Source organism: Alcaligenes sp. AB3 (assembly GCF_031844565.1).
Taxonomy (GTDB): domain Bacteria; phylum Pseudomonadota; class Gammaproteobacteria; order Burkholderiales; family Burkholderiaceae_B; genus Alcaligenes; species Alcaligenes faecalis.
Window position 1 is genome coordinate 216365 of record NZ_JAUZVM010000003.1, and the last position, 18373, is coordinate 234737.

General features: G+C 56.5%; 21 protein-coding genes and 1 riboswitch. Of the genes, 14 read left to right on the forward strand and 7 right to left on the reverse strand.

Annotated elements, in window-relative coordinates:
* Window positions 1–31: 31 nt before the first annotated feature.
* A complete protein-coding gene (locus Q9R35_RS08495) occupies window positions 32–1654 on the forward strand; it encodes a CopD family protein (protein WP_311219667.1) in 1623 nt (540 codons plus the stop codon).
* 16 nt (window positions 1655–1670) lie between these two features.
* Here the strand turns inward: Q9R35_RS08495 and Q9R35_RS08500 are convergent, their stop codons facing one another.
* On the reverse strand, window positions 1671–2552 hold the full coding sequence (locus Q9R35_RS08500) for a LysR family transcriptional regulator (protein ID WP_311219668.1): 882 nt from the start codon (window positions 2550–2552) through the stop codon (window positions 1671–1673).
* Window positions 2553–2673: 121 nt separating this feature from the next.
* Here Q9R35_RS08500 and Q9R35_RS08505 point away from each other — a divergent pair, with 121 nt between their 5' ends.
* Together Q9R35_RS08505 and Q9R35_RS08510 are read left to right on the forward strand one after the other, a co-directional pair.
* Window positions 2674–3288, forward strand: a complete 615-nt coding sequence (locus tag Q9R35_RS08505) for a glutathione S-transferase family protein (RefSeq protein ID WP_042479966.1) — start codon at window positions 2674–2676, stop codon at window positions 3286–3288.
* A 25-nt stretch (window positions 3289–3313) separates the two neighbouring features.
* Window positions 3314–3724, forward strand: a complete 411-nt coding sequence (locus Q9R35_RS08510) for a VOC family protein (RefSeq protein WP_042479965.1) — start codon at window positions 3314–3316, stop codon at window positions 3722–3724.
* A gap of 223 nt (window positions 3725–3947) precedes the next feature.
* Here Q9R35_RS08510 and Q9R35_RS08515 read toward each other — a convergent pair whose 3' ends face one another.
* Window positions 3948–5177, reverse strand: a complete 1230-nt coding sequence (locus Q9R35_RS08515; RefSeq protein ID WP_042479964.1) for a glycosyltransferase — start codon at window positions 5175–5177, stop codon at window positions 3948–3950.
* An 88-nt stretch (window positions 5178–5265) separates the two neighbouring features.
* Here Q9R35_RS08515 and Q9R35_RS08520 point away from each other — a divergent pair, with 88 nt between their 5' ends.
* On the forward strand, window positions 5266–5871 hold the full coding sequence (locus Q9R35_RS08520) for a TetR/AcrR family transcriptional regulator (RefSeq protein ID WP_252606563.1): 606 nt from the start codon (window positions 5266–5268) through the stop codon (window positions 5869–5871).
* 235 nt (window positions 5872–6106) lie between these two features.
* Here the strand turns inward: Q9R35_RS08520 and Q9R35_RS08525 are convergent, their stop codons facing one another.
* Together Q9R35_RS08525 and Q9R35_RS08530 are read right to left on the reverse strand one after the other, a co-directional pair.
* Window positions 6107–6493, reverse strand: a complete 387-nt coding sequence (locus Q9R35_RS08525) for a hypothetical protein (protein WP_063692599.1) — start codon at window positions 6491–6493, stop codon at window positions 6107–6109.
* A gap of 156 nt (window positions 6494–6649) precedes the next feature.
* Window positions 6650–6904 (reverse strand): hypothetical protein, encoded by a 255-nt coding sequence (locus Q9R35_RS08530; RefSeq protein ID WP_042479962.1) that lies wholly within the window; start codon window positions 6902–6904, stop codon window positions 6650–6652.
* Window positions 6905–6998: 94 nt separating this feature from the next.
* Here Q9R35_RS08530 and Q9R35_RS08535 point away from each other — a divergent pair, with 94 nt between their 5' ends.
* Both Q9R35_RS08535 and Q9R35_RS08540 read left to right on the forward strand, forming a co-directional pair.
* Entirely contained in the window at window positions 6999–7784 is a 786-nt protein-coding gene (locus Q9R35_RS08535; protein WP_311219669.1) for a helix-turn-helix transcriptional regulator, read from the forward strand.
* 94 nt (window positions 7785–7878) lie between these two features.
* Window positions 7879–8847: a LysR substrate-binding domain-containing protein gene (locus Q9R35_RS08540; protein ID WP_311219670.1), complete on the forward strand. Its 969-nt coding sequence runs from the start codon at window positions 7879–7881 to the stop codon at window positions 8845–8847.
* A gap of 4 nt (window positions 8848–8851) precedes the next feature.
* Here Q9R35_RS08540 and Q9R35_RS08545 read toward each other — a convergent pair whose 3' ends face one another.
* On the reverse strand, window positions 8852–9784 hold the full coding sequence (locus Q9R35_RS08545; RefSeq protein ID WP_311219671.1) for a nitronate monooxygenase: 933 nt from the start codon (window positions 9782–9784) through the stop codon (window positions 8852–8854).
* A gap of 3 nt (window positions 9785–9787) precedes the next feature.
* On the reverse strand, window positions 9788–10333 hold the full coding sequence (locus Q9R35_RS08550) for a cytochrome b/b6 domain-containing protein (RefSeq protein WP_311219672.1): 546 nt from the start codon (window positions 10331–10333) through the stop codon (window positions 9788–9790).
* A 532-nt stretch (window positions 10334–10865) separates the two neighbouring features.
* Between Q9R35_RS08550 and Q9R35_RS08555 the strand changes: the two genes are divergently transcribed.
* The 8 genes from Q9R35_RS08555 (at window position 10866) to Q9R35_RS08590 (ending at window position 17706) form a co-directional block, all read left to right on the forward strand.
* On the forward strand, window positions 10866–11243 hold the full coding sequence (locus tag Q9R35_RS08555; RefSeq protein WP_311219673.1) for a hypothetical protein: 378 nt from the start codon (window positions 10866–10868) through the stop codon (window positions 11241–11243).
* 6 nt (window positions 11244–11249) lie between these two features.
* Entirely contained in the window at window positions 11250–11639 is a 390-nt protein-coding gene (locus Q9R35_RS08560; protein ID WP_086060638.1) for a tautomerase family protein, read from the forward strand.
* 45 nt (window positions 11640–11684) lie between these two features.
* Window positions 11685–11803: riboswitch (TPP riboswitch) on the forward strand.
* A 44-nt stretch (window positions 11804–11847) separates the two neighbouring features.
* Window positions 11848–12321: an NUDIX hydrolase gene (locus Q9R35_RS08565; protein WP_311219674.1), complete on the forward strand. Its 474-nt coding sequence runs from the start codon at window positions 11848–11850 to the stop codon at window positions 12319–12321.
* A complete protein-coding gene (thiD, locus tag Q9R35_RS08570; RefSeq protein WP_197313783.1) occupies window positions 12318–13142 on the forward strand; it encodes a bifunctional hydroxymethylpyrimidine kinase/phosphomethylpyrimidine kinase in 825 nt (274 codons plus the stop codon). The genes Q9R35_RS08565 and thiD overlap by 4 nt, the downstream gene beginning before the upstream one ends.
* 373 nt (window positions 13143–13515) lie before the next feature.
* Window positions 13516–14235, forward strand: a complete 720-nt coding sequence (locus Q9R35_RS08575) for a response regulator transcription factor (protein ID WP_035274335.1) — start codon at window positions 13516–13518, stop codon at window positions 14233–14235.
* Window positions 14228–15586, forward strand: coding sequence for a HAMP domain-containing sensor histidine kinase (locus Q9R35_RS08580; protein ID WP_311219675.1), 1359 nt, complete (start codon window positions 14228–14230; stop codon window positions 15584–15586). The genes Q9R35_RS08575 and Q9R35_RS08580 overlap by 8 nt, the downstream gene beginning before the upstream one ends.
* Window positions 15587–15732: 146 nt before the next feature.
* Window positions 15733–16182, forward strand: a complete 450-nt coding sequence (locus Q9R35_RS08585) for a tripartite tricarboxylate transporter TctB family protein (protein WP_125304259.1) — start codon at window positions 15733–15735, stop codon at window positions 16180–16182.
* 3 nt (window positions 16183–16185) lie between these two features.
* Window positions 16186–17706 (forward strand): tripartite tricarboxylate transporter permease, encoded by a 1521-nt coding sequence (locus tag Q9R35_RS08590; RefSeq protein ID WP_045931534.1) that lies wholly within the window; start codon window positions 16186–16188, stop codon window positions 17704–17706.
* Window positions 17707–17871: 165 nt separating this feature from the next.
* Here Q9R35_RS08590 and hisI read toward each other — a convergent pair whose 3' ends face one another.
* Window positions 17872–18336: a phosphoribosyl-AMP cyclohydrolase gene (gene hisI, locus Q9R35_RS08595; RefSeq protein ID WP_042479912.1), complete on the reverse strand. Its 465-nt coding sequence runs from the start codon at window positions 18334–18336 to the stop codon at window positions 17872–17874.
* Window positions 18337–18373 lie beyond the last annotated feature (37 nt).

The window sequence follows — 18373 nt, forward strand, 5'->3', positions numbered from 1 at the left end:
TGCCCTTGGGCATCAGCCTGAAGGAGATCTTATGCAAACGCAGACCCTGCGTGGGCGGGCTTATTGTCATCCACTGTCGGTGTTATTCCTTGCCCTGCTGTTGCTGGCCTGGACGCCCGTCCTTTATGCCCATGCGTCCTTGGTAGCCAGCAAACCCGATAGCGGCACAGTACTGGCTCAGGCTCCCAAAACAGCCAGCCTGAATTTCAACGAGTCCGTATCCCCCTTGCTGGTGAAGTTGATTCGTCCCGACGGCTCCTCCGAAGAGCTGGGGGATGTACTGACCCAAGACCATGGACTGGAATTGGCCTTGCCCCCCATGGACGCAGAAGGCACTTATGGTTTGAGCTGGCGGGTGATTTCAGCTGATGGCCATCCCGTGGGCGGGACGCTGACGTTTTCAGTTGGATCGCCCAGCACCAATCTGGTGGAAGATGCCAGCAGCAATCCCGTCAGAAACAGCCTGATCTGGCTGGCCCGACTCCTGGGCTATCTGGGTCTGTTTACGGGGATAGGCTGGGTGATCTACCGCGCCCTGATTCCAGAATCAAACGACGCATCAAGCCAGCAAAGCCGTATCGCACCGGGCATGCTGGCTTTAGGTGCCGTCGCCTTATTGCTGAACCTGGGCCTGGTCGGTGTCGATGCGCTGGACTTGCCCTTGTCCGCCTTGTTAAGTACAGCAGCCTGGAAAACTGCTGCATCCACCTCGATGGGCTTGGCAGTGCTGCTGGGCTGGGTCGCCCTGGCCTGTGCCGCCCTCTCCTGGAAAGCAAAAAACGTCACTAACCAGAAATGGCTGGCTGCTTTGGCGCTGATTCTTTTGGGAACTTCCTTAGCTTCCAGTGGCCATGCCAGCACCGCAGATCCCGCCTGGTTGTCCCGCCCCAGTGTCTGGCTACATGTCGTGGCGGTGACACTGTGGATTGGTTCTTTGCTGCCTTTGGCCTACGCGCTTCAACATGCTCAGGAATCCCGCCTGCTGACGCTGTTCTCACACTGGATTCCCGCCGTCCTGCTGGTTCTGATTCTGAGCGGAGCCGCGCTGATCTACGTGCAATTCGATCAGCTCGCCTCGCTATGGGAAAGCCGATATGGGCAAGTGCTCAGTGCCAAGCTGATTCTGGTCCTGCTTCTGCTGGGCCTGGGCGCCTACAACCGCTATCGCCTGACTCAATCCGTCTTGCAACAGCGTAGCGATGCTCGGCAAGCTCTGCGACGTGTGGTTCGTCTGGAGTATGTGCTGGTAGTGCTGATCCTGGCCGTGGCCGCTTTGTGGCGCTTTACCCCGCCTCCACGCGCCTTGGCCCAGCTAGTCCCACCCAGCGTTTCCAGCCATATTCATACCGAGGCAGGCATGGCGGACCTGTTGTACATCCCGGCTACAACACAGCACCCAGCCATTCTGACCGTCTCTTTATACGAGCCGGATTTCAGTCCCCTGAAGGCTCAAGAGGTGGAGGTGATTTTCAGCAACCCGCAGGCCGGGGTGGAGTCCATTACCTTTCCGGCCGAACTCACGCGTCAGGATCAATGGGAGGTAAGCAATATCCAGCTACCGCATCTGGCCAGCTGGAATATTCGTATTCAGGTACTGATTTCAGACTTTGAACGCATCCACCTGGATAGCACGCTGGATCTGCAAGCCGACTAAAGCCGGCGCCCCGAAATCAGAAGGGTTTCATATAACGCTTGATGGCCTCGATAAAGGCGCGAACATTGGGATGATGTTTGCGCCCGCCTTCAAACAGTAAAGACACGGGCAAGGCTGGCGCTTCATCATCACGTAGCAATGGCTCCAGCCGCCCAGCCTCTATCTCGCCCGCCACCTGATAAGACAGGGTGCGCAACACACCCAGACCCGCCACCGCTGCAGCAATTGCCGCATCCACATGGCTGACAGACAGACGCGGCACCCCACCCGCACGACGCACCTCATCCAGCCCCCAACCGCGATGCGGCCCTCCTTCATCCTCGACCCAAATCAAATCGTGATGCCGCAAATCTGCCAATGAAGCCGGTCTGCCTTTACGCGCCAGATAGTCGGGACTGGCACTGAAAACACGCCGAACTTCTCCGACCGGCACCACATGCAAGGAGCTGTCCGGCAAGTCGGCAATGCGGACCGCAATATCTATCCCTTCCTCCACCAATCGCACCAGGCTGTCGCGCAGAATCAGGCGGATTTGCAGTTGTGGATGCAGGCGCAACAACTCCAGCACCACCGGCATCACATACATTTTTCCGAACATGACGGGAGCCGTGACTGTCAGGGTGCCGCTGGGTTCAGAACGGCTCCCCTGCACACTTTCCACGGCCTGATCGATCTGGGCGATCCCCGCCCGGCAGCGCTCCAGAAACAGGCTGCCCTCTTCCGTCAGCCGCACGCTGCGCGTAGTGCGCATCAGCAATTGCACGCCCAGGCTGGTCTCCAACGCCGCGATGGTGCGCGACACCGTGGTGGGCGACATATTCATGCGCCGCCCGGCCTCGGCAAAGCTGGCCTGCTCCGCCACACAAATAAAAGTACGTAGTGTTTTCAGCCTGTCCATGCGCTCCGCCCTCAAAGACTATGCTCAAGAATCGCAATAATGAAGTGCAATTTTAGGTGATTGTTTCGCACTGTCATAGAAAGCAGAATGAATACCTCTTGTTTATGACTGGTGAACTGCCATGAAGCTCTATCACTACGCCCTGTCCGGGCACGCCCATCGCGCCGCCCTGTTTCTGTCTTTAAGCGGCTTGCCCCATGAGTTGATCGAGGTCGATATGGCGGCCAAGGCGCACAAGCGGGCGGAATTTCTGGCCCTGAATGCCTTTGGGGAAATTCCTGTACTGGATGACGATGGCCAGATCATTGCTGACTCGCTGGCAATTCTGGTCTATATCGCCCGCAAAATTGGCCCCTCGCACTGGCTGCCCAGCGATCCGTACCAGGAAGCGCAAGTACAACGCTGGCTGTCCGTGGCGGCGGGCAAGATTGCCTACGGCGCCTGTGCGGCTAGATTGGTCACCGTGTTTGGTGCCAGCTTCAATCCCGAAGAAGTAATTACGCGCGCCCATGCCACCTTGGCCACTATGGAACGCAGCCTGAAAGACCAGCGCTGGATTGCCGGAACCGAAGATCCCACGATTGCGGACATTGCACTGTACAGCTATGTAGAACGCGCCCCCGAAGGCAATGTAGATTTGTCCGCCTATCCCCGCGTTCAAAGCTGGCTGCGCCAGATCGAGGCCTTGCCCGGCTTTATCCCCTTTCAGAAAACCCGCGCCGGCCTGCAAGCCTGACGACGCTCTTGGAGCCAAACACATCATGAACTTCAACAAACTGGAACTGGACCATATAGGCATACGGGTAACGGACCTGGACATTGCCGAAGCCTTTTATGCCAAGCTGGGTTTTCTGCGCGACCCCGACGAATTTGCACCCCAGGCCAAAGCCTGCGGCCTGGTTCACACCAACGGAATGCGTATTCACTTGATCTATAACGGCCTGGCCGCAGAGGAAGGTAATGTGCTGCTGGATGCGCCTGTGAAACGGCCCGGCTACACCCATGCCGCCTTCATCATCGACAGCATGGACGAATTGCTGGGCTGGCTTGAACGGGAGAATATTCGCGTCAGTGAAGGTCCGGTGATGATGGGCCATGGCCGTCGCATGGTCTGCTTTATCCGCGACCCAGATTTGAATGTGCTGGAATTTAACGAGATTCTGGCGGCCTAGTTTGGTACGCAACGTAGGTGCATAACAGCCCCGGCAAGTATTTAAAACTTGCCGGGGCTGTACCCAGCTTTTTCTGACAAACCTGAGCTGCGCTGACTTACGTTGGCACTTGCCCTCTATCGAAGAAGAATCCATTGAGACAAGGAATTCAACAACTTGATATGCAAGAGACCCGCCCCTTTATCCAGGCCCTTCTCTGTTTTGCCAACACGTCAGCCTCCGACTAGCGCATCAAGGCTTCGATCGCCGCAATGGCCACCTCCACCCCATCTTCCTTCTCCATATCCCGCGCGATGTCTTGAGCACGGGCCCGCACAGCGTCTTGCTGAACAAACTCCAAAGCCGCTTTCAGCTGAGCACTATTGACCCGTTTTCCGGATAAAGGCTCCGGCGCCACACCCAACAAGGCCAGCCTGTGTGCCCAGAAAAACTGATCGCCCGCAAAGGGCAAAACAATGGACGGCACACCCGCTCTGGCTGCTGAATGCGTAGTGCCCGAACCGCCATGATGAATCACAGCGGACATGCGGGGGAATAAATGCTGATGCGGCACCTCGTCCACCTTGAAGAAGTTGTCCGGCAAGACCGCCTCTTGCATGCCACTCCAACCGGGGCTGAACACCACACGGCGACCTTGCATGGCTTCAATCATCATTTCAACAAAGCGCGCACGATCAAAACCGGCCATGCTGCCAAAGCCTATATAGACCGGTGCCTCCCCTACTGTCAGAAAGGCTTCCAGTTCCGCATCCATTGTCCAGTCCTGTGTCGGCATGATCCATTGACCACACAGCCGCGCACTGGCGGGCCAGTCTTTGGGTGGAGCCAGCAAGCTGGGGGAGACCCCGTACAACATGGGATGATCGGACCAGACCTTGTCCTGGGCGGGCAGCCCGCAGATCTGCCGCCGTGCCTGATTGGTGACCCGCTTGAACGCACGCCACAGCAGTGCATTCACCCATTCATGACTACGTTTATTCAAGAAGCGCGGCACCTTGTTCGGTGGCAGAAAGGGAGATGGAAAATCAGCGGTGGGAGTAATGGGTATCAGCCCGGTGCCAATGGCCTTAATGCCGCGACGCTCTGCTACGGACAGCCCCACAAAAGCGGCCAGACCCGAAACGATAATCGCATCACAACCCTCGCTGGCATCCAGCACTGTTTGCATCCAGGACGGGGTATTGGCATTGGCAATCGCCGCCAGCGCCTTGGCCGTTTGCTGAAAACCGCCCTTTTCCTGCACCGCACTGGACAGAATCTGCCCAGGCATCAGGGCCTGCCGTATATCACCGGCCAGGGGTAGACATGGCACACCCAAGGTTCGAGCAGAGCCTAAAGTGCCACCATCCGCCAGCAGGCAGACCTCATGCCCCGAAGCCATCAAACCCGCCGCCAAGGTGGCAAGCGGACGTACATCCCCCTCGGTACCGTAAGTCACAAGCGCAAGTTTCATGATCTGGCCTTGTTGGCGATAGCATCAATGGCATCATAATATTGCACGTCGTATACTTATGCAATTCGTATACTTTTAAATGCCTACCATGACTACAGACCACGATCCCGGTCGCCGGGAACGCAAACGCTTGTTGATGCTGGAGCAAATACGCCAGACAGCAGCAGCCCTGTTCGAGGAGCACGGCTACGAGGCCGTCACCATGGAGCAGATTGCGGACGGGGCCGACATTGCCAAGCGCACCTTGTACAAGCACTTCCCCAGCAAAGAGGCGGTGGTGGCGTTTCATGTGGATGCGCAGCTAAAGCAGGATCTGACTTATCTGCAACATGAAGTGGCTCAATGCCCTACGTTCCAGGCGCAGGCTTTGTGCATACTGCGTGCCTCGGCAGACTGGTGCACGCAGCACCCTGAGTTTCTAAAAGCCTATCTACGCCATCAATTGCTGAATACAGGCACAGCCAGCAAGGACAGTGACATCACTCAAACCTGGCAGGCATTGATGGCCTTGGCCCAAGACTCGGGGGAGCTGAACTCCTCGCTAAACCCCGAGCAATTGGCCCATTGGTTTCATCATCTGTATTTCGGAGCCATGCTGCGCTGGCTGAATCAGCCCGAGCTGTCCTTGCATCAGGAATTCGAGAACATGACCCAGTTGTTCTTGCATGGCGCGGCAGTAAAAGGCCCGGCATAAAAAGGCAGGAAACACTCCTGCTTTTTCGTGACTGACCAGATCAATCAGAATCAAGTCGCGCCAGCATGGCTAGATGCCCAGCCATAGCTCCGGCTCTGCCGTGCAGTCGGCCAGCAGCGCCAGGCCAGCATTCAGAATATCCTCCCGTGTCAGGCCGGCGCCTCCAGCCGGCCGCCCTCGCCCCCAGCTCATGACTTGGGCTGATAGCGCCTCTGGCAAGCGCGTCGCCTGCCATTTAGCGGGCCAGCAAACGGCTGGCTTCAAGCCGTGCTTCGCCCTCATCCACAACAAAACTGAATTGCAGGCCCAGCACCCGGCCCAAGGTCTGTTGCGCCAAACGTACTGCAGCGGGAATGGCCCGCCCCTTGTTTATCACCACCATGCCAGCGCACAAATCCTTCAAGCGCTGCTTGTTCTGCTTGAAGAACAAGGCACGTTGCTTGCGATCTTCGTGGCTTTCTTCATGGGCATGTTTCTCACCGCCCAGCCTGTCAGTCAGCAAGACAAAGCGTTGGCCTCGACTCAACAAGGCCTCCAGTTGATCCTGCGCTTGTTGCGGCGTTTGCGGCGTGCTGTGTTCTCTTAGAAACACCAATGGAAACTGCGTGTCATCAAGCTGCATGAACGGCTCCTTGCCATCAATAAAGACAGCCACTATCAAAGCGGCGCACGCCTAAATATGGGACGCCTCCAAAGGCGCGGCTCAAGCCGCCGGGCAAATACAAGCAAGCGGTGCCGCGCAGCAAATACGGTCGCACCGTAACGCCTTCACTTCTCATCACAGCCTGGACTCCACAAAATCGCGCAGTTGGGGATCTCGAATCTCCAGTGCATCAAACAGGCCCAAAGCTTTCAAGGCGGGCAAGGCCGCCACAATATCGTTCAAGGCGCGCTGTCGTTCCGCATCGCTGACATCAGGCTGGCGCAAGGCCGCTGCATTGGCCAGAAACGCGCCCACCGTGCCTTTACGAATGGTGGTGCCATTGATCTGAACTTCACTGGCATGATCGGGAAGAATGTCGTGTGCTTTCATCTCAGCTCCTTTTTGACTTGCTTGCTGCTCAGTTTAAGCAGAAAATATTTGGCATATGTACAACAAATCAGCCATTAAATAGCAGAATTACGCCATGAAAGATGAGCATGAGCTGCATGCCCTGGTCACGGCACCGGGCGATCCAATCATGATTGCGGCCGCAGGACACTACAACAAAGAGCTGGCCTCACAAGCCCATCAACATGCTCGTGGGCAGCTGTTTGGTTCTTTCCGCGGCCTGCTCTCTATTGGAGTGGAGGATGCCGTCTGGGTAGTGCCGGCCATTCACGCCGTCTGGCTGCCCCCCAACACCTTGCACTCAGGGCAATCCCACGGCCCCTTCCATGGCTGGAGCGTGTTTATCGCCGAGTCTGCCTGCCAGGACCTCCCCAAACAGGCTTGCACGATCCGCATGTCCGGCCTGCTGCGCGAGGCTGTCTTGCGTGCCAGCTCCTGGAAACCAGCGCTCGCTACTCCCTTGACGGATACCCAGGCCCACATCGCGGCCGTCATCCTGGATGAAATTCGTACCCTGCCCGTCGAGCCTTTTGGGCTTCCCCTGCCCCAGGACCCGCGCTTGCAACGCATTGCCCGCGCCCTGATTGCCGACCCCAGCAACAATCAAGGCGTGGAGCATTGGGCCGACTGGGCGGCTGTCAGCCTGCGCACCTTAAGTCGCCGTTTCGTGACCGAAACCGGCTTTAACTTCACCGCCTGGCGGCAACGCGCCCGCCTGATGCGCTCCCTGGAAATGCTGGCAGCCGGTGAGCCGGTTGCCACTATTGCCTACGATCTGGGTTATTCCAGCCCCAGCGCCTTTATCAGCCTGTTCCGGCGCAGCTTTGGGCACACTCCGGCCAGCTACCGCAGCCAACTGTGAGCCCTAACCCTAAAGCGCTTTACGACTGCCAAGGAATGCCATAAAGTGATGGAATAAAAACTCAAGCATCACTTTTAGACATAGGATGACCAACATGGAAATGCGCCAATTACGGATTTTTTGTGCCGTTGCCGAGCATGGCAGCTTTACGGCCGCTGCCCAGAAGGTGCACACCGTGCAATCCAACGTCACCATGCGCATCAAAGAGCTGGAGGCCGAACTGGAGCAGCAATTGTTCATACGCCAGAAAAGCGGCGTGGTGCTGACTCCGGCCGGACATACCTTTCTGGCCTATGCCCGCCGTATCTTGCAATTGACCGACGAAAGCCGTGCCGCCCTGCAAGACACCGGCACTCCCAGTGGTCTGCTGCGTCTGGGTTCCATGGAAACCACGGCCGCCATCCGTCTGCCCCAGGTTCTGACCCAATACCGCGAACGCTACCCCCAGGTTCAGCTGTCCTTGCAAACCGGCACCACGGCCGAGCTGATCAAGGCCATTGAGACCCACCAGCTCGATGGTGCTTTTGTCGGTGGCTTTCATCAAAACGCGGCCCTGACTCAGGAGGAAGTGTTTGAAGAAGAACTGGTACTGGTCAGCAGCAAGGCGGTGGAATCCCTGCCTGCCCTGATCGAAAAAATCCCCCAACAAACGGTTCTGGTATTCAGGACAGGCTGCTTTTACCGCTCCACGCTGGAACACTGGTTTTATCAGGCCGGGCTGGTGCCCAACCAGATCATGGAAATGGGCACACTGGACGGCATTCTGTCCTGCGTGGCCTCGGGCATGGGCATTACCCTGTTGCCCAAAGCCATCGCCCAGAACGGCAGCTTGCGCCTGCCCGTGCAATGCCACGAACTGCCGCCTGAAGTGGCGCGGGTGAAAACCGTGTTTATCCGTCGTGCCGACGCGAATCCTGGCTCGGCCCTGCGCAGCTTTGTGGCCCTGGCTCAAGCGCAATTCGCCCAATTGCCCAAGCTGGATCAGGGCGCGGCTAAACTGCCTGATCTGACGGGTCAGCCTGTGGGTCTGCCCAGCAGCGCCGCACAGGCTTTGCCGCAGTAAAGCGTCAGGACAAGCCCAAGGCCAGCTCCGCGACCCGCTCTGCCGCTGGCACAATGCTGTGGATCTTGCCCACGCCCTGACCGGCATACAAAGACAGTTTCCTGGCCATTCGGTCCTTATCAATTGCCCGCGCCCCACCCCCGACCAGACGCAGCACATTCCACTTGTCACGGTTGGGAATCACGCGATGCGGCGTGCCATAGGTCCAGCCAAAGGAATAGCCGGTGCGATATTCCGTATCGTCCGTGCTGGCTTCCAGAATCTTTTGCTTATAAAGCGGGTGTGCATTGGACTCCTCGCTGGCCAGAAAGGCCGTGCCCACCAATACGCCGGACGCCCCCAGAATCATGGCCGCCCTGACATCCTGGCGAGTAGTAATCCCGCCTGCCGCCAGTACGGGACGGCCTTGCGCACAGTCCAGAATCGCGGGTAACAACGACATCAGGCCAATCGTGCCGCGATTCAGGTGGCCACCACCCTCACTGCCTTGGGCGACGATAATGTCAGCCCCATGCGCAATCGCTTTGCGAGCCAAGGCCGCCGTGCCGGTCTGCACCATCACGATCATGCCGGCGTCTTTGGCGCGGGGAATCATGTCGGCGGAATAGTCCTCGGCATAGAACAGCGACAGGATGCGGGGCCGCTCCTGCAAGATCACCTGAAACTGGGCTTCGAACACCTCCGGGCCACCAAACTGCGGCACCACATTCACCCCGAAAGGCTGGTCCGTCAGCGCCCTGGTTTCCCGCAGCCATTTACGCAGCATCAAGGGAGCCAGACGCAAGCCGCCCAGCACACCCAAGCCGCCCGCATTCGCTACCGCCGCCACCAGTTGCGGCCCGGAAATCGCAGCCATGCCCGCCAGAAAAATCGGATACTGCACACTGCACATCTCCGTGATGATATTGCCCGCAAAGTCTCGATTTGCTTCGCTCATGATTTACAACTCCACCTGTTTGCCCAGCATGCGTCGCAGGGCCAGATTCTTCAGTACAAAATGGTTCTTGAATGCCCCGAAAAGATGCAAGGCCAGCCCCGCCAAAAAGGCCGTGGCGCCAATATTGAACAGCACATCAACCACGGCTTTGACCTGCTCATTCGGGCGGATCAAGGTAGGCAAAGCCAGACCACCGGGCAGCTCCACCGCCACTCCAGCCGCCGCACGGGACAACCAGACAGCGACTGGCAACAGCACCATCGCCAAGGCCAGGGCTGTCGCCACGGAACGGGCCACAATCACTTCCACCGGATTGGGCGACCCCACCGGCAAGGGGTGAAAAGACGTCACCCGCGCCCAGAAGCGGTAGATGGAAATCAGGAACAGCAGCGTCCCCAGCAGATTTTGCAGCTGCACCAGCCGCGCCTCGCCGGGGCTTTGGGCAATGGCCACCCCCAAGCCCAGAATGGAAAACAGCAAGGCCGCTACAAGCCAGTGCAGCACAATGGTGATGGGCGAGAACCTGAGTCCGTTGTCTCGCAATTGCATGATTAGCTCCTTGAAAAGGTCGCCGGGGGCAAATCCTCTACAGTGCAATACCAAGAGTGATCTGCTGGCCTGGGCCTGTGTCACAGTGGCCTTGGAACCTTGGCTGTGCCAAGAACCGTCGTTTAGGAGCCTTGACGATAGGCATAGCCATCGATCAAGTAAAATGATCAATGCTGATGAATGAAATCTTTTTTAATGATTGATGAACATAAGATTCTTCTCAGTAAGTCACGTGGCAGGCGTGCAACCTTCATCATCAAACCAGCCAACGGCAATGAGCCCTATCCGCAGGTAGTTCGCAAGAAAACCGCAGGTTCACCCAGGCCTCGCTTACATGAATCGGTTTTTTATCATCATTAGTGATTCATAGAATCACTATTCATCATTTTACTTGATTCATTCAGTCTTCTATCTTCCCTATCGATAGCACTGCTATCCCGACCTCAAACCAGGAGACTGAAACCATGACTCACCTTACTGTCTATCTTGACCACTGTGAAAAAAGCTACATCTTGCCCGGCTTTTGATTCTTATGGTGACGGACGCTCAACGCGACATCATCAGGACCGCTGCCCCGCTGCTGGCAAGCGGCAGCAAAGCCCTGACCACCTATTTTTATGAATTGATACTGCGCGACTCCCCACCGATAAGCCCCTTGGTCAGCCAGATCGCCAACAATCACCTCGCTCTGCAGATCCAGCCCAAGCATGACCCAATGATGGACACTTGCCAGCTGCAAGCCATACGCGAAGAGCTGATCGCGAGGATGACAAGCAACGAGCTCATAGATGGATGGGCCGCTGCCTATCAGCAGTTATCGAACTTGCTAATCGAAGCCGAACGTCTGATTTACGACGATATGGCTCTCACTTCCGGCGGCCTTGCAGACCGCCCTCTCAATCAAGAATGAACCATCATGCCACTACTGAAATTTGATCTGATCCAAGGCCGCAACGACGAAGAACTGCGCCTGCTGCTGGACACCGCGCATCAAGCCATGGTGCAAGCCTTTGATGTTCCCGCCAGCGACCGCTACCAGTGCGTGACCCAGCATCGTCCCGGCGAGCTGATACTGGAAGACACTGGCCTGGGCTATCCGCGTAGCGACAAGGTGGTACTGCTGCACATCGTGTCCCGCCCCCGCAGCGAGATCCAGAAAGTCCAGTTCTACCGCTTGCTGGCAGAACGGTTGGAACAGAACTGTGGTGTGTCGCCCAATGATCTGATCATCGCTCTGGTAGAAAACAGCGATGCTGACTGGTCCTTCGGGCGTGGGCGAGCGCAGTTTTTGACGGGGGAGTTATAGGCTAAAGACAGGTATACTCGCCCAGACCGTTTTTACAGGAACGGTCTTTTCACCGAGGGGAGCCTGGCGAGCAGGCTGAGAAACTGCCTGGCCAGATTGCACCGCAGTGACCCGTTGAACCTGATCCGGGTCATGCCGGCGAAGGGACGGGTATGTACCTGCTCGCCGCTTGCTGCCGGATGGCTATCCTTGACTAGGAGTTGCTATCTTGTCTTCTGACCACTCTCCCTCCCCCGTCGGCCCAGTTGCCGCCACCCTGGCTGCCGTCATCCATCAAGACCGGATTTTGCTGATACGCCGCGCCAATCGGCCCGATGCCGGACGCTGGGCCTTTCCAGGCGGCAAGATTCGCGCGGGTGAAACCATCATGGCGGCGGCCCATCGGGAACTGGCCGAAGAAACCGGCGTACAAGGCCAGGCCTTGCAGGTCTTTGATGCATTGGATGTGTTTGACCGCGAGCCCAGCGCCACACCTTTGGCCTACTCGCACTTCATCCTGATTGCCGTGCTGTTTCGCTGGCAACAAGGTGAGCCGCAGGCAGGCGATGACGCTCTGGACGCGCGCTGGTTCAGCAATGCCGAATTGGACAGCCTGGATGTGGCACACAGCTTTGATGTAGTCCAAGTTGCCCGTCAGGCACTGGCATTGGCTGCCACTCAAGATCAGGCAGGCCAGGCATGATTCCCAATGTATTGAGTATTGCGGGCACGGACCCGACCAGCGGTGCTGGTATTCAGGCTGATCTGAAAGCCATGTACGCCTTGGGCACCTACGGCATGAGCGTGATTACGGCCGTAGTCGCGCAAAACACCCAGGGCGTGCGGCGTTTTGTGGCGCTGGAGCCGGAGTTTGTGGCGGACCAGCTGGACGCGGTGTTTGAGGATGTGCGCGTGGATGCCATCAAGATCGGCATGATCGCCAATGCAGGGATTGCGGAAGCAATTGCAGACCGCCTGCACCATCACGGCCTGGACTGCCCGATTGTGCTGGACCCGGTCATGGTCGCCAAAAGCGGGGATCGTTTGCTGAGCCCTGAAGCCGTGTCCGTCTTGCGCGACAAGCTGCTGCCCATGTGCACCCTGCTAACCCCCAACTTGCCCGAAGCGGGCGATCTGCTGCACAAACCGGAACCCGCCTCGCTGCAAGAGATGCACAGCACCTTAAGCGAACTGTGCTTGCTGGGCCCTGAGTGGGTGCTGCTCAAGGGCGGCCATCTGGACGGCCCGGACAGTGTGGATTTGCTGCAAGGCCAGGGGCAAAGCCATGTTTTTCAGTCGCCCCGCATCCCGACACGCAACACGCATGGCACGGGCTGCTCACTATCCTCCGCCATTGCCGCGCTGCTACCGGGCCGCAGCGTGCCAACTGCGGTGGGTTTGGCCAAGGAATACCTGAATGGCGCTTTGGCCGCGGCTGATCAATTGCAGATCGGCCTGGGGCAAGGTCCGGTCCATCACTTCCATGCTTTGTGGCCGCAGACAGAGCCTATAAGGACACCGTAAACCCAGAAATAGGGCCGACCCTGCATTTAGCAAGCCAATCCTACCTGTCCCACGTCGCCTTCGCCCAGCGTTTAGGCTACACCTTGCAGGCGACGTTCAGCCGGGCCTACAAGCCTCTGAAAGGACAGGCTCCCGGTGCAGTTCTAGATTTTCAGCCCGACAGCCCCGGAATTTTTACTAGAATAATGTGCTGACTAATTACTCCTATAATTCAGAGCACAAACGGGTTTAACAGGATGAAGTAATTTTTATATTTCCTGACATCAAACATTACCGTTTTGTCATGTTCGCCTCATAGTCGGCATCAGCCTTTTTGATCAATCCATTTCTTTAATGGATGAGTCTGCCAGCTCATAAAGCTCCGGGAAGCCAAATGTGGAATTGTTTACTGATTGAAGATGACCGGGAAAACGCCCGGTATTTAGTGAATGGCTTATCCGAGCTGGGTTATTCGGTGGTGGCCAGTCATGATGGCGTTTCCGGTTTGGAAAATGCCATGAAAGATGTATGGGATGTGATTATTCTTGATCGCATGTTACCCAACAATGTTGATGGTCTTTCCATTCTTTTTACCTTGCGATCTTTAGGTAAAAAAGTTCCTGTATTGGTATTAAGCGCTTTATCCGGCGTGGACGATAAAGTGGATGGTTTAAAAGCCGGTGGCGATGATTATTTAATCAAGCCTTTTTCCTTTCAGGAATTAGCCGCCCGCTTGCATGCCCTGATACGCCGCAGCAGTGACAGTGCGGAAATCAAGAATTTGCAGGTGGATGATCTGGTCATGAATATCCGCAACCAGAAAATCTCCCGTGGGGACGAGGTGCTGGAGTTGCAACCACGCGAAATCAAGCTGCTGTCCTACCTGCTGATGAATAGCCACAAGATCGTTACCCGCACCATGCTGCTGGAAGTGGTCTGGGGCTATAACTTTGACCCGCAATCCAATGTCATTGATGTGCTGGTCAGCCGTTTGCGGCGCAAAGTGGACAAGGAAGGCGCGACGCCCCTGATCCATACCGTGCGTGGCCGTGGCTATGTACTGAGCGACAAGGACAGCATCGACGGATTCAAGCTAAAGCGCTGCGATGATTGAATTCATCAAACGCCTGTGGGAGTCCACCTCCTTCCGGCTGACCCTGAACTACAGCATCCTGGCCATCTTCACCACGCTGTTTTTAATCGGCTTTTTCTATGTTCAGGTGTTTGGGGCCTTGCGCGACGAGCACCTGCGGCAGATTAACGTCGCCGTGCAGCGGCTTAGTATTGCCTACGAAGTGGGCGGGCGCGAAGAGATCCTGCGCATGATCGAGCTGACCCTGTCAGACCGGATTGATTCGGGCCAGGAAATCTATCTGCTGCTGGATGAATTCAACCACACCCTGGTGGGCAATATCAGCGAAATTCCCGGTCTGGACAATCTGCCCGAACGACAAGTGGTGGAAGTGCAGATCAAGCATATCGACGCCCTGTCCGAAGGCAATGTCCGCGTCACCAAGCTGTCTGGCGGCGAAACCCTGGTGGTCGGCCACGAGCTGGGCACCTTGATCGAGCTGCGTGCCATGCTCAGCCGCATCATCGTCACCTCCATGATTCTGGCCTTGATGCTGGTGATTCTGGGGGCCTATGTATTCAGCAATGAGCTGAAATACCGCGTGGGCCGCATCCGCTTGCTGACCGAACAAGTGGGCGCGGGCGACATTTCCAAGCGCATCACCTCCGAGAGCGAGGACGTTTTTGGCCTGATCCACCACGACATCAACCGCATGCTGGACAAGATCGAGAGCCTGATGCAAGGCGCACGGCATATCTCCGATACCGTGGCCCACAATATCCGCACTCCACTAACCCGTATTGTTGGCAAGCTGCGCGAGACCCAGAACCTGCCCGGCGTCCCGCCCCATGTCCGGGAGGCACAGCAAGACGCGATTGAAGAAGTAGAAAACCTGAGTGTCCTGCTGGGCAAGTTGTTGCAAATTGCCGAACTGAATGCCGGTGTGCAAAGACAGAACTTTAAGGCCTGCAATCTGGAAGTGATTGCCGAGGACGTGCTGGACCTGTACAGCTTCTTCGCTGAAGAAAAAGGCGTCACGTTGCAGAAAAAGAAAATCGATAGGGTCATTATTAATGGTGACAGCAATTTATTAGCCAGCGCTTTAGCCAATCTGGTGGATAACGCCGTTAAATACGCCCATTCCCATGCCAGTGTTGAAATTAAAAAACGCTTTGACAATAAAATCGCCATCATTGTGGAAGATGACGGCCCCGGATTACCGGAAAGCGAATACGAAAATTTGGGCAAGTATTTTTATCGATTCAATAATGACAGCGAAGGTTTTGGATTGGGATTAACCAGTGTTGCCGCCATTATTGAATTACACCGGGGCGAGCTGATTTTCTCCAAAGGGGTATCCGGTTTGAAAGTCACCATTGTGCTGCCTGTTTAAGCCTTACCAGCCCATTCAAACATGACCAAAAGGTAATGAAACTGTCACCCTAAGCCATCTCCTGCTCCGCTAAGCTAGCCTCATTTTTAATTGCTCTTTTCAGGGTTTATAAAAATCATGCTTGCTTTAGGGGAATGAGGAGATTCATGAGCAGACAAAAATATTATTCAGCCGGCCTGATGGTGGGGGTGGGCGTATTTACCGTCCTGATGGGACAGAAATACTCCCTGGGCACCATGGCCCGCATGGGACCGGGCTACTTCCCGTTTCTGCTGGGCATCGTGATGATTGTGCTGGGCGCGCTGTACCTGTTTGTAGAGACCGCCGCACACGACGATGAGCAGGAAGAAGACTACGGCCCGCCGCAATGGCGTGGCTGGCTGGCGATTGTGAGCGGCATCATCGCCTTCATTATTCTGGGTCGCTACGGCGGACTGGTTCCCGCCACCTTTGCCCTGGTGTTCATCTCTGCCATGGGCGACAAAGAACATTCCTGGCTCACTGCCCTGCTGCTGTCCATTTTTGTGACGCTGCTGGGTGTGGTTATTTTCTCCTGGGGGCTGGAGCTGCAATTCCCCCTGTTCACTTGGGGCTAAGCCATGGAAATTCTATCTAACCTGATGCACGGCTTTAGCGTTGCCTTTCAACTGGACAACCTGATGTGGGCCGTGTTTGGCGTGTTCATGGGGAACCTGATCGGGGTGCTGCCCGGCATGGGGGTGCTGGCAGCCATCTCCATCCTGCTGCCCCTGACCTACGCCATGACCCCTACCGCCGCCCTGATCATGCTGGCCGGTATTTACTACGGTTCCCAGTACGGCGGCGGCATTACCTCCATCATGTTGAACCTGCCCGGTACCGCCTCGCACGCGGTGGCGTGTCTGGACGGCAACCCCATGGCTCGTAACGGCAAGGCCGGGTCGGCCCTGTTCATGTTGATGTTGTCCTCCTTTTTTGGCGCCACCATCGGCATTCTGGCCATGATTCTGTTCTCGCCCGCTTTGGTCGATATCGCCTTCAAGTTCGGCCCGGCTGAATACTTTTCCATGATGATGCTGGGCCTGCTGGCTGGTGCCACCCTGGCCAAAGGTTCTGCCATCAAGGGCGTGGCCATGGTCGTCATGGGCTTGATCTTTGGTGTGGTCGGTACAGACGTGAACAGTGGTGTCTCGCGCTTTGACTTCAATATCCCGGAACTGCAGGACGGCTTGCAGATTGTGGCGCTGGCCATGGGGCTGTTCGGTATTGCGGACTTCCTGAAGAACATCAACCGGATCAATAGCGGCCACACCAAGGCCATTGGTAAAGTTTCCACCCGCTCCCTGCGTCCGGAAAAAGGCGATATCAAACAATCCAAAGGCGCTCTGGTGCGCGGTACTGCCATTGGTGCAGCTTTCGGGATTCTGCCCGGCACAGGCCCGACCATTGCGTCTTTCATTGCCTACGCCACGGAAAAGAAAGTTGCCAAGAACCCCGAGCGCTTTGGACGTGGTGCGATTGAGGGCATTGCTTCGCCCGAAGCCGCCACCAGTGCCTCTACCCAGACCAGCTTCATTCCTACCCTGAGCCTGGGCATTCCCGGCGACCCGGTCATGGCCTTGATGCTGGGCGCGCTGATCATTCACGGCATCCAGCCTGGCCCGCAAATGGTGGTCGAGCACGCCGATATGTTCTGGGGCCTGATCGCCAGTTTCTGGGTGGGCAACATCCTGCTGCTGGTGCTGAACCTGCCCTTGATCGGCATGTGGGTGCGCCTGCTGTCCGTGCCCTTCAAGTACCTGTACCCCGCTGCCTTGTTCTTTGTGTGCGTGGGTGTCTATAGCACCAACAACAACCTGTTCGATGTGAATATCGTGCTGCTGTTTGGGGTGCTGGGTTACTTCTTCATGCGCCTGCGCTTTGAGGCGGCCCCCTTGCTGCTGGGCTTTGTCTTGGGACCGATGGTAGAAGAAAACTTCCGCCGCGCCCTGCTGCTGTCACGTGGTGATCCGATGATCTTCCTGGAGCGCCCGATCAGCATGGTCTTTATCATTGCGTGCATCTTGCTGATTCTGGGGCTGAGCTACTCATTCTGGCGCTCGAACAGTCAGAAAAAGCTGGGGGCCTTGGCCAAGGCCTAACAAAAGTGTACTGGTTCGTTCAGGTACTAATTTGAACGCTGCACCCAGCTGAAAACAAGAAAAGACGCCGAGCAGAAATGCTCGGCTTTTTAGCGCTTTCCTATAAAACCCCGGTGTTCTCAGGCCAAGCCAGAACTCATCGATCCTCACACGCAGTAACAAGCGCTAAAGCACAGTAGGATTGGGCACATCCCCATACACTTCTTGGGGATCAAAGGTCTTGGCGGACTCCACAAAGACCAGATTCTGATCCTTGCTATGTTCAGCACCAACCGGCACTTGTCTGTAGAAACAGGAGTAATAGCCCACGTGGCAACTGGCCCCGGAACCGGCTACCCGCACACGTAGCCACACGGCGTCCTGGTCGTCGTCGATACGCATTTCCTCTACCGTCTGCACCAGTCCACTGCTGGCACCTTTATGCCAGAGCATTTGACGCGAGCGGCTCCAGTAATGGGCTTCACCTGTCTGTATGGTTTTTTCCAGGGCTTCCCGGTTCATGTAACCCAGCATCAAGACCTCGCCATTATTAGCGTCTGTCGTGATGCAGGCAATCAGGCCATGCTCGTCAAACTTGGGGGCCAGTTCGTGACCCTCTTCCACTTGCTCTACCGAAATTCGGCGGCTCATTTGTACTGCCGTATTTTCAGCAGACCTTGTGTCTTGT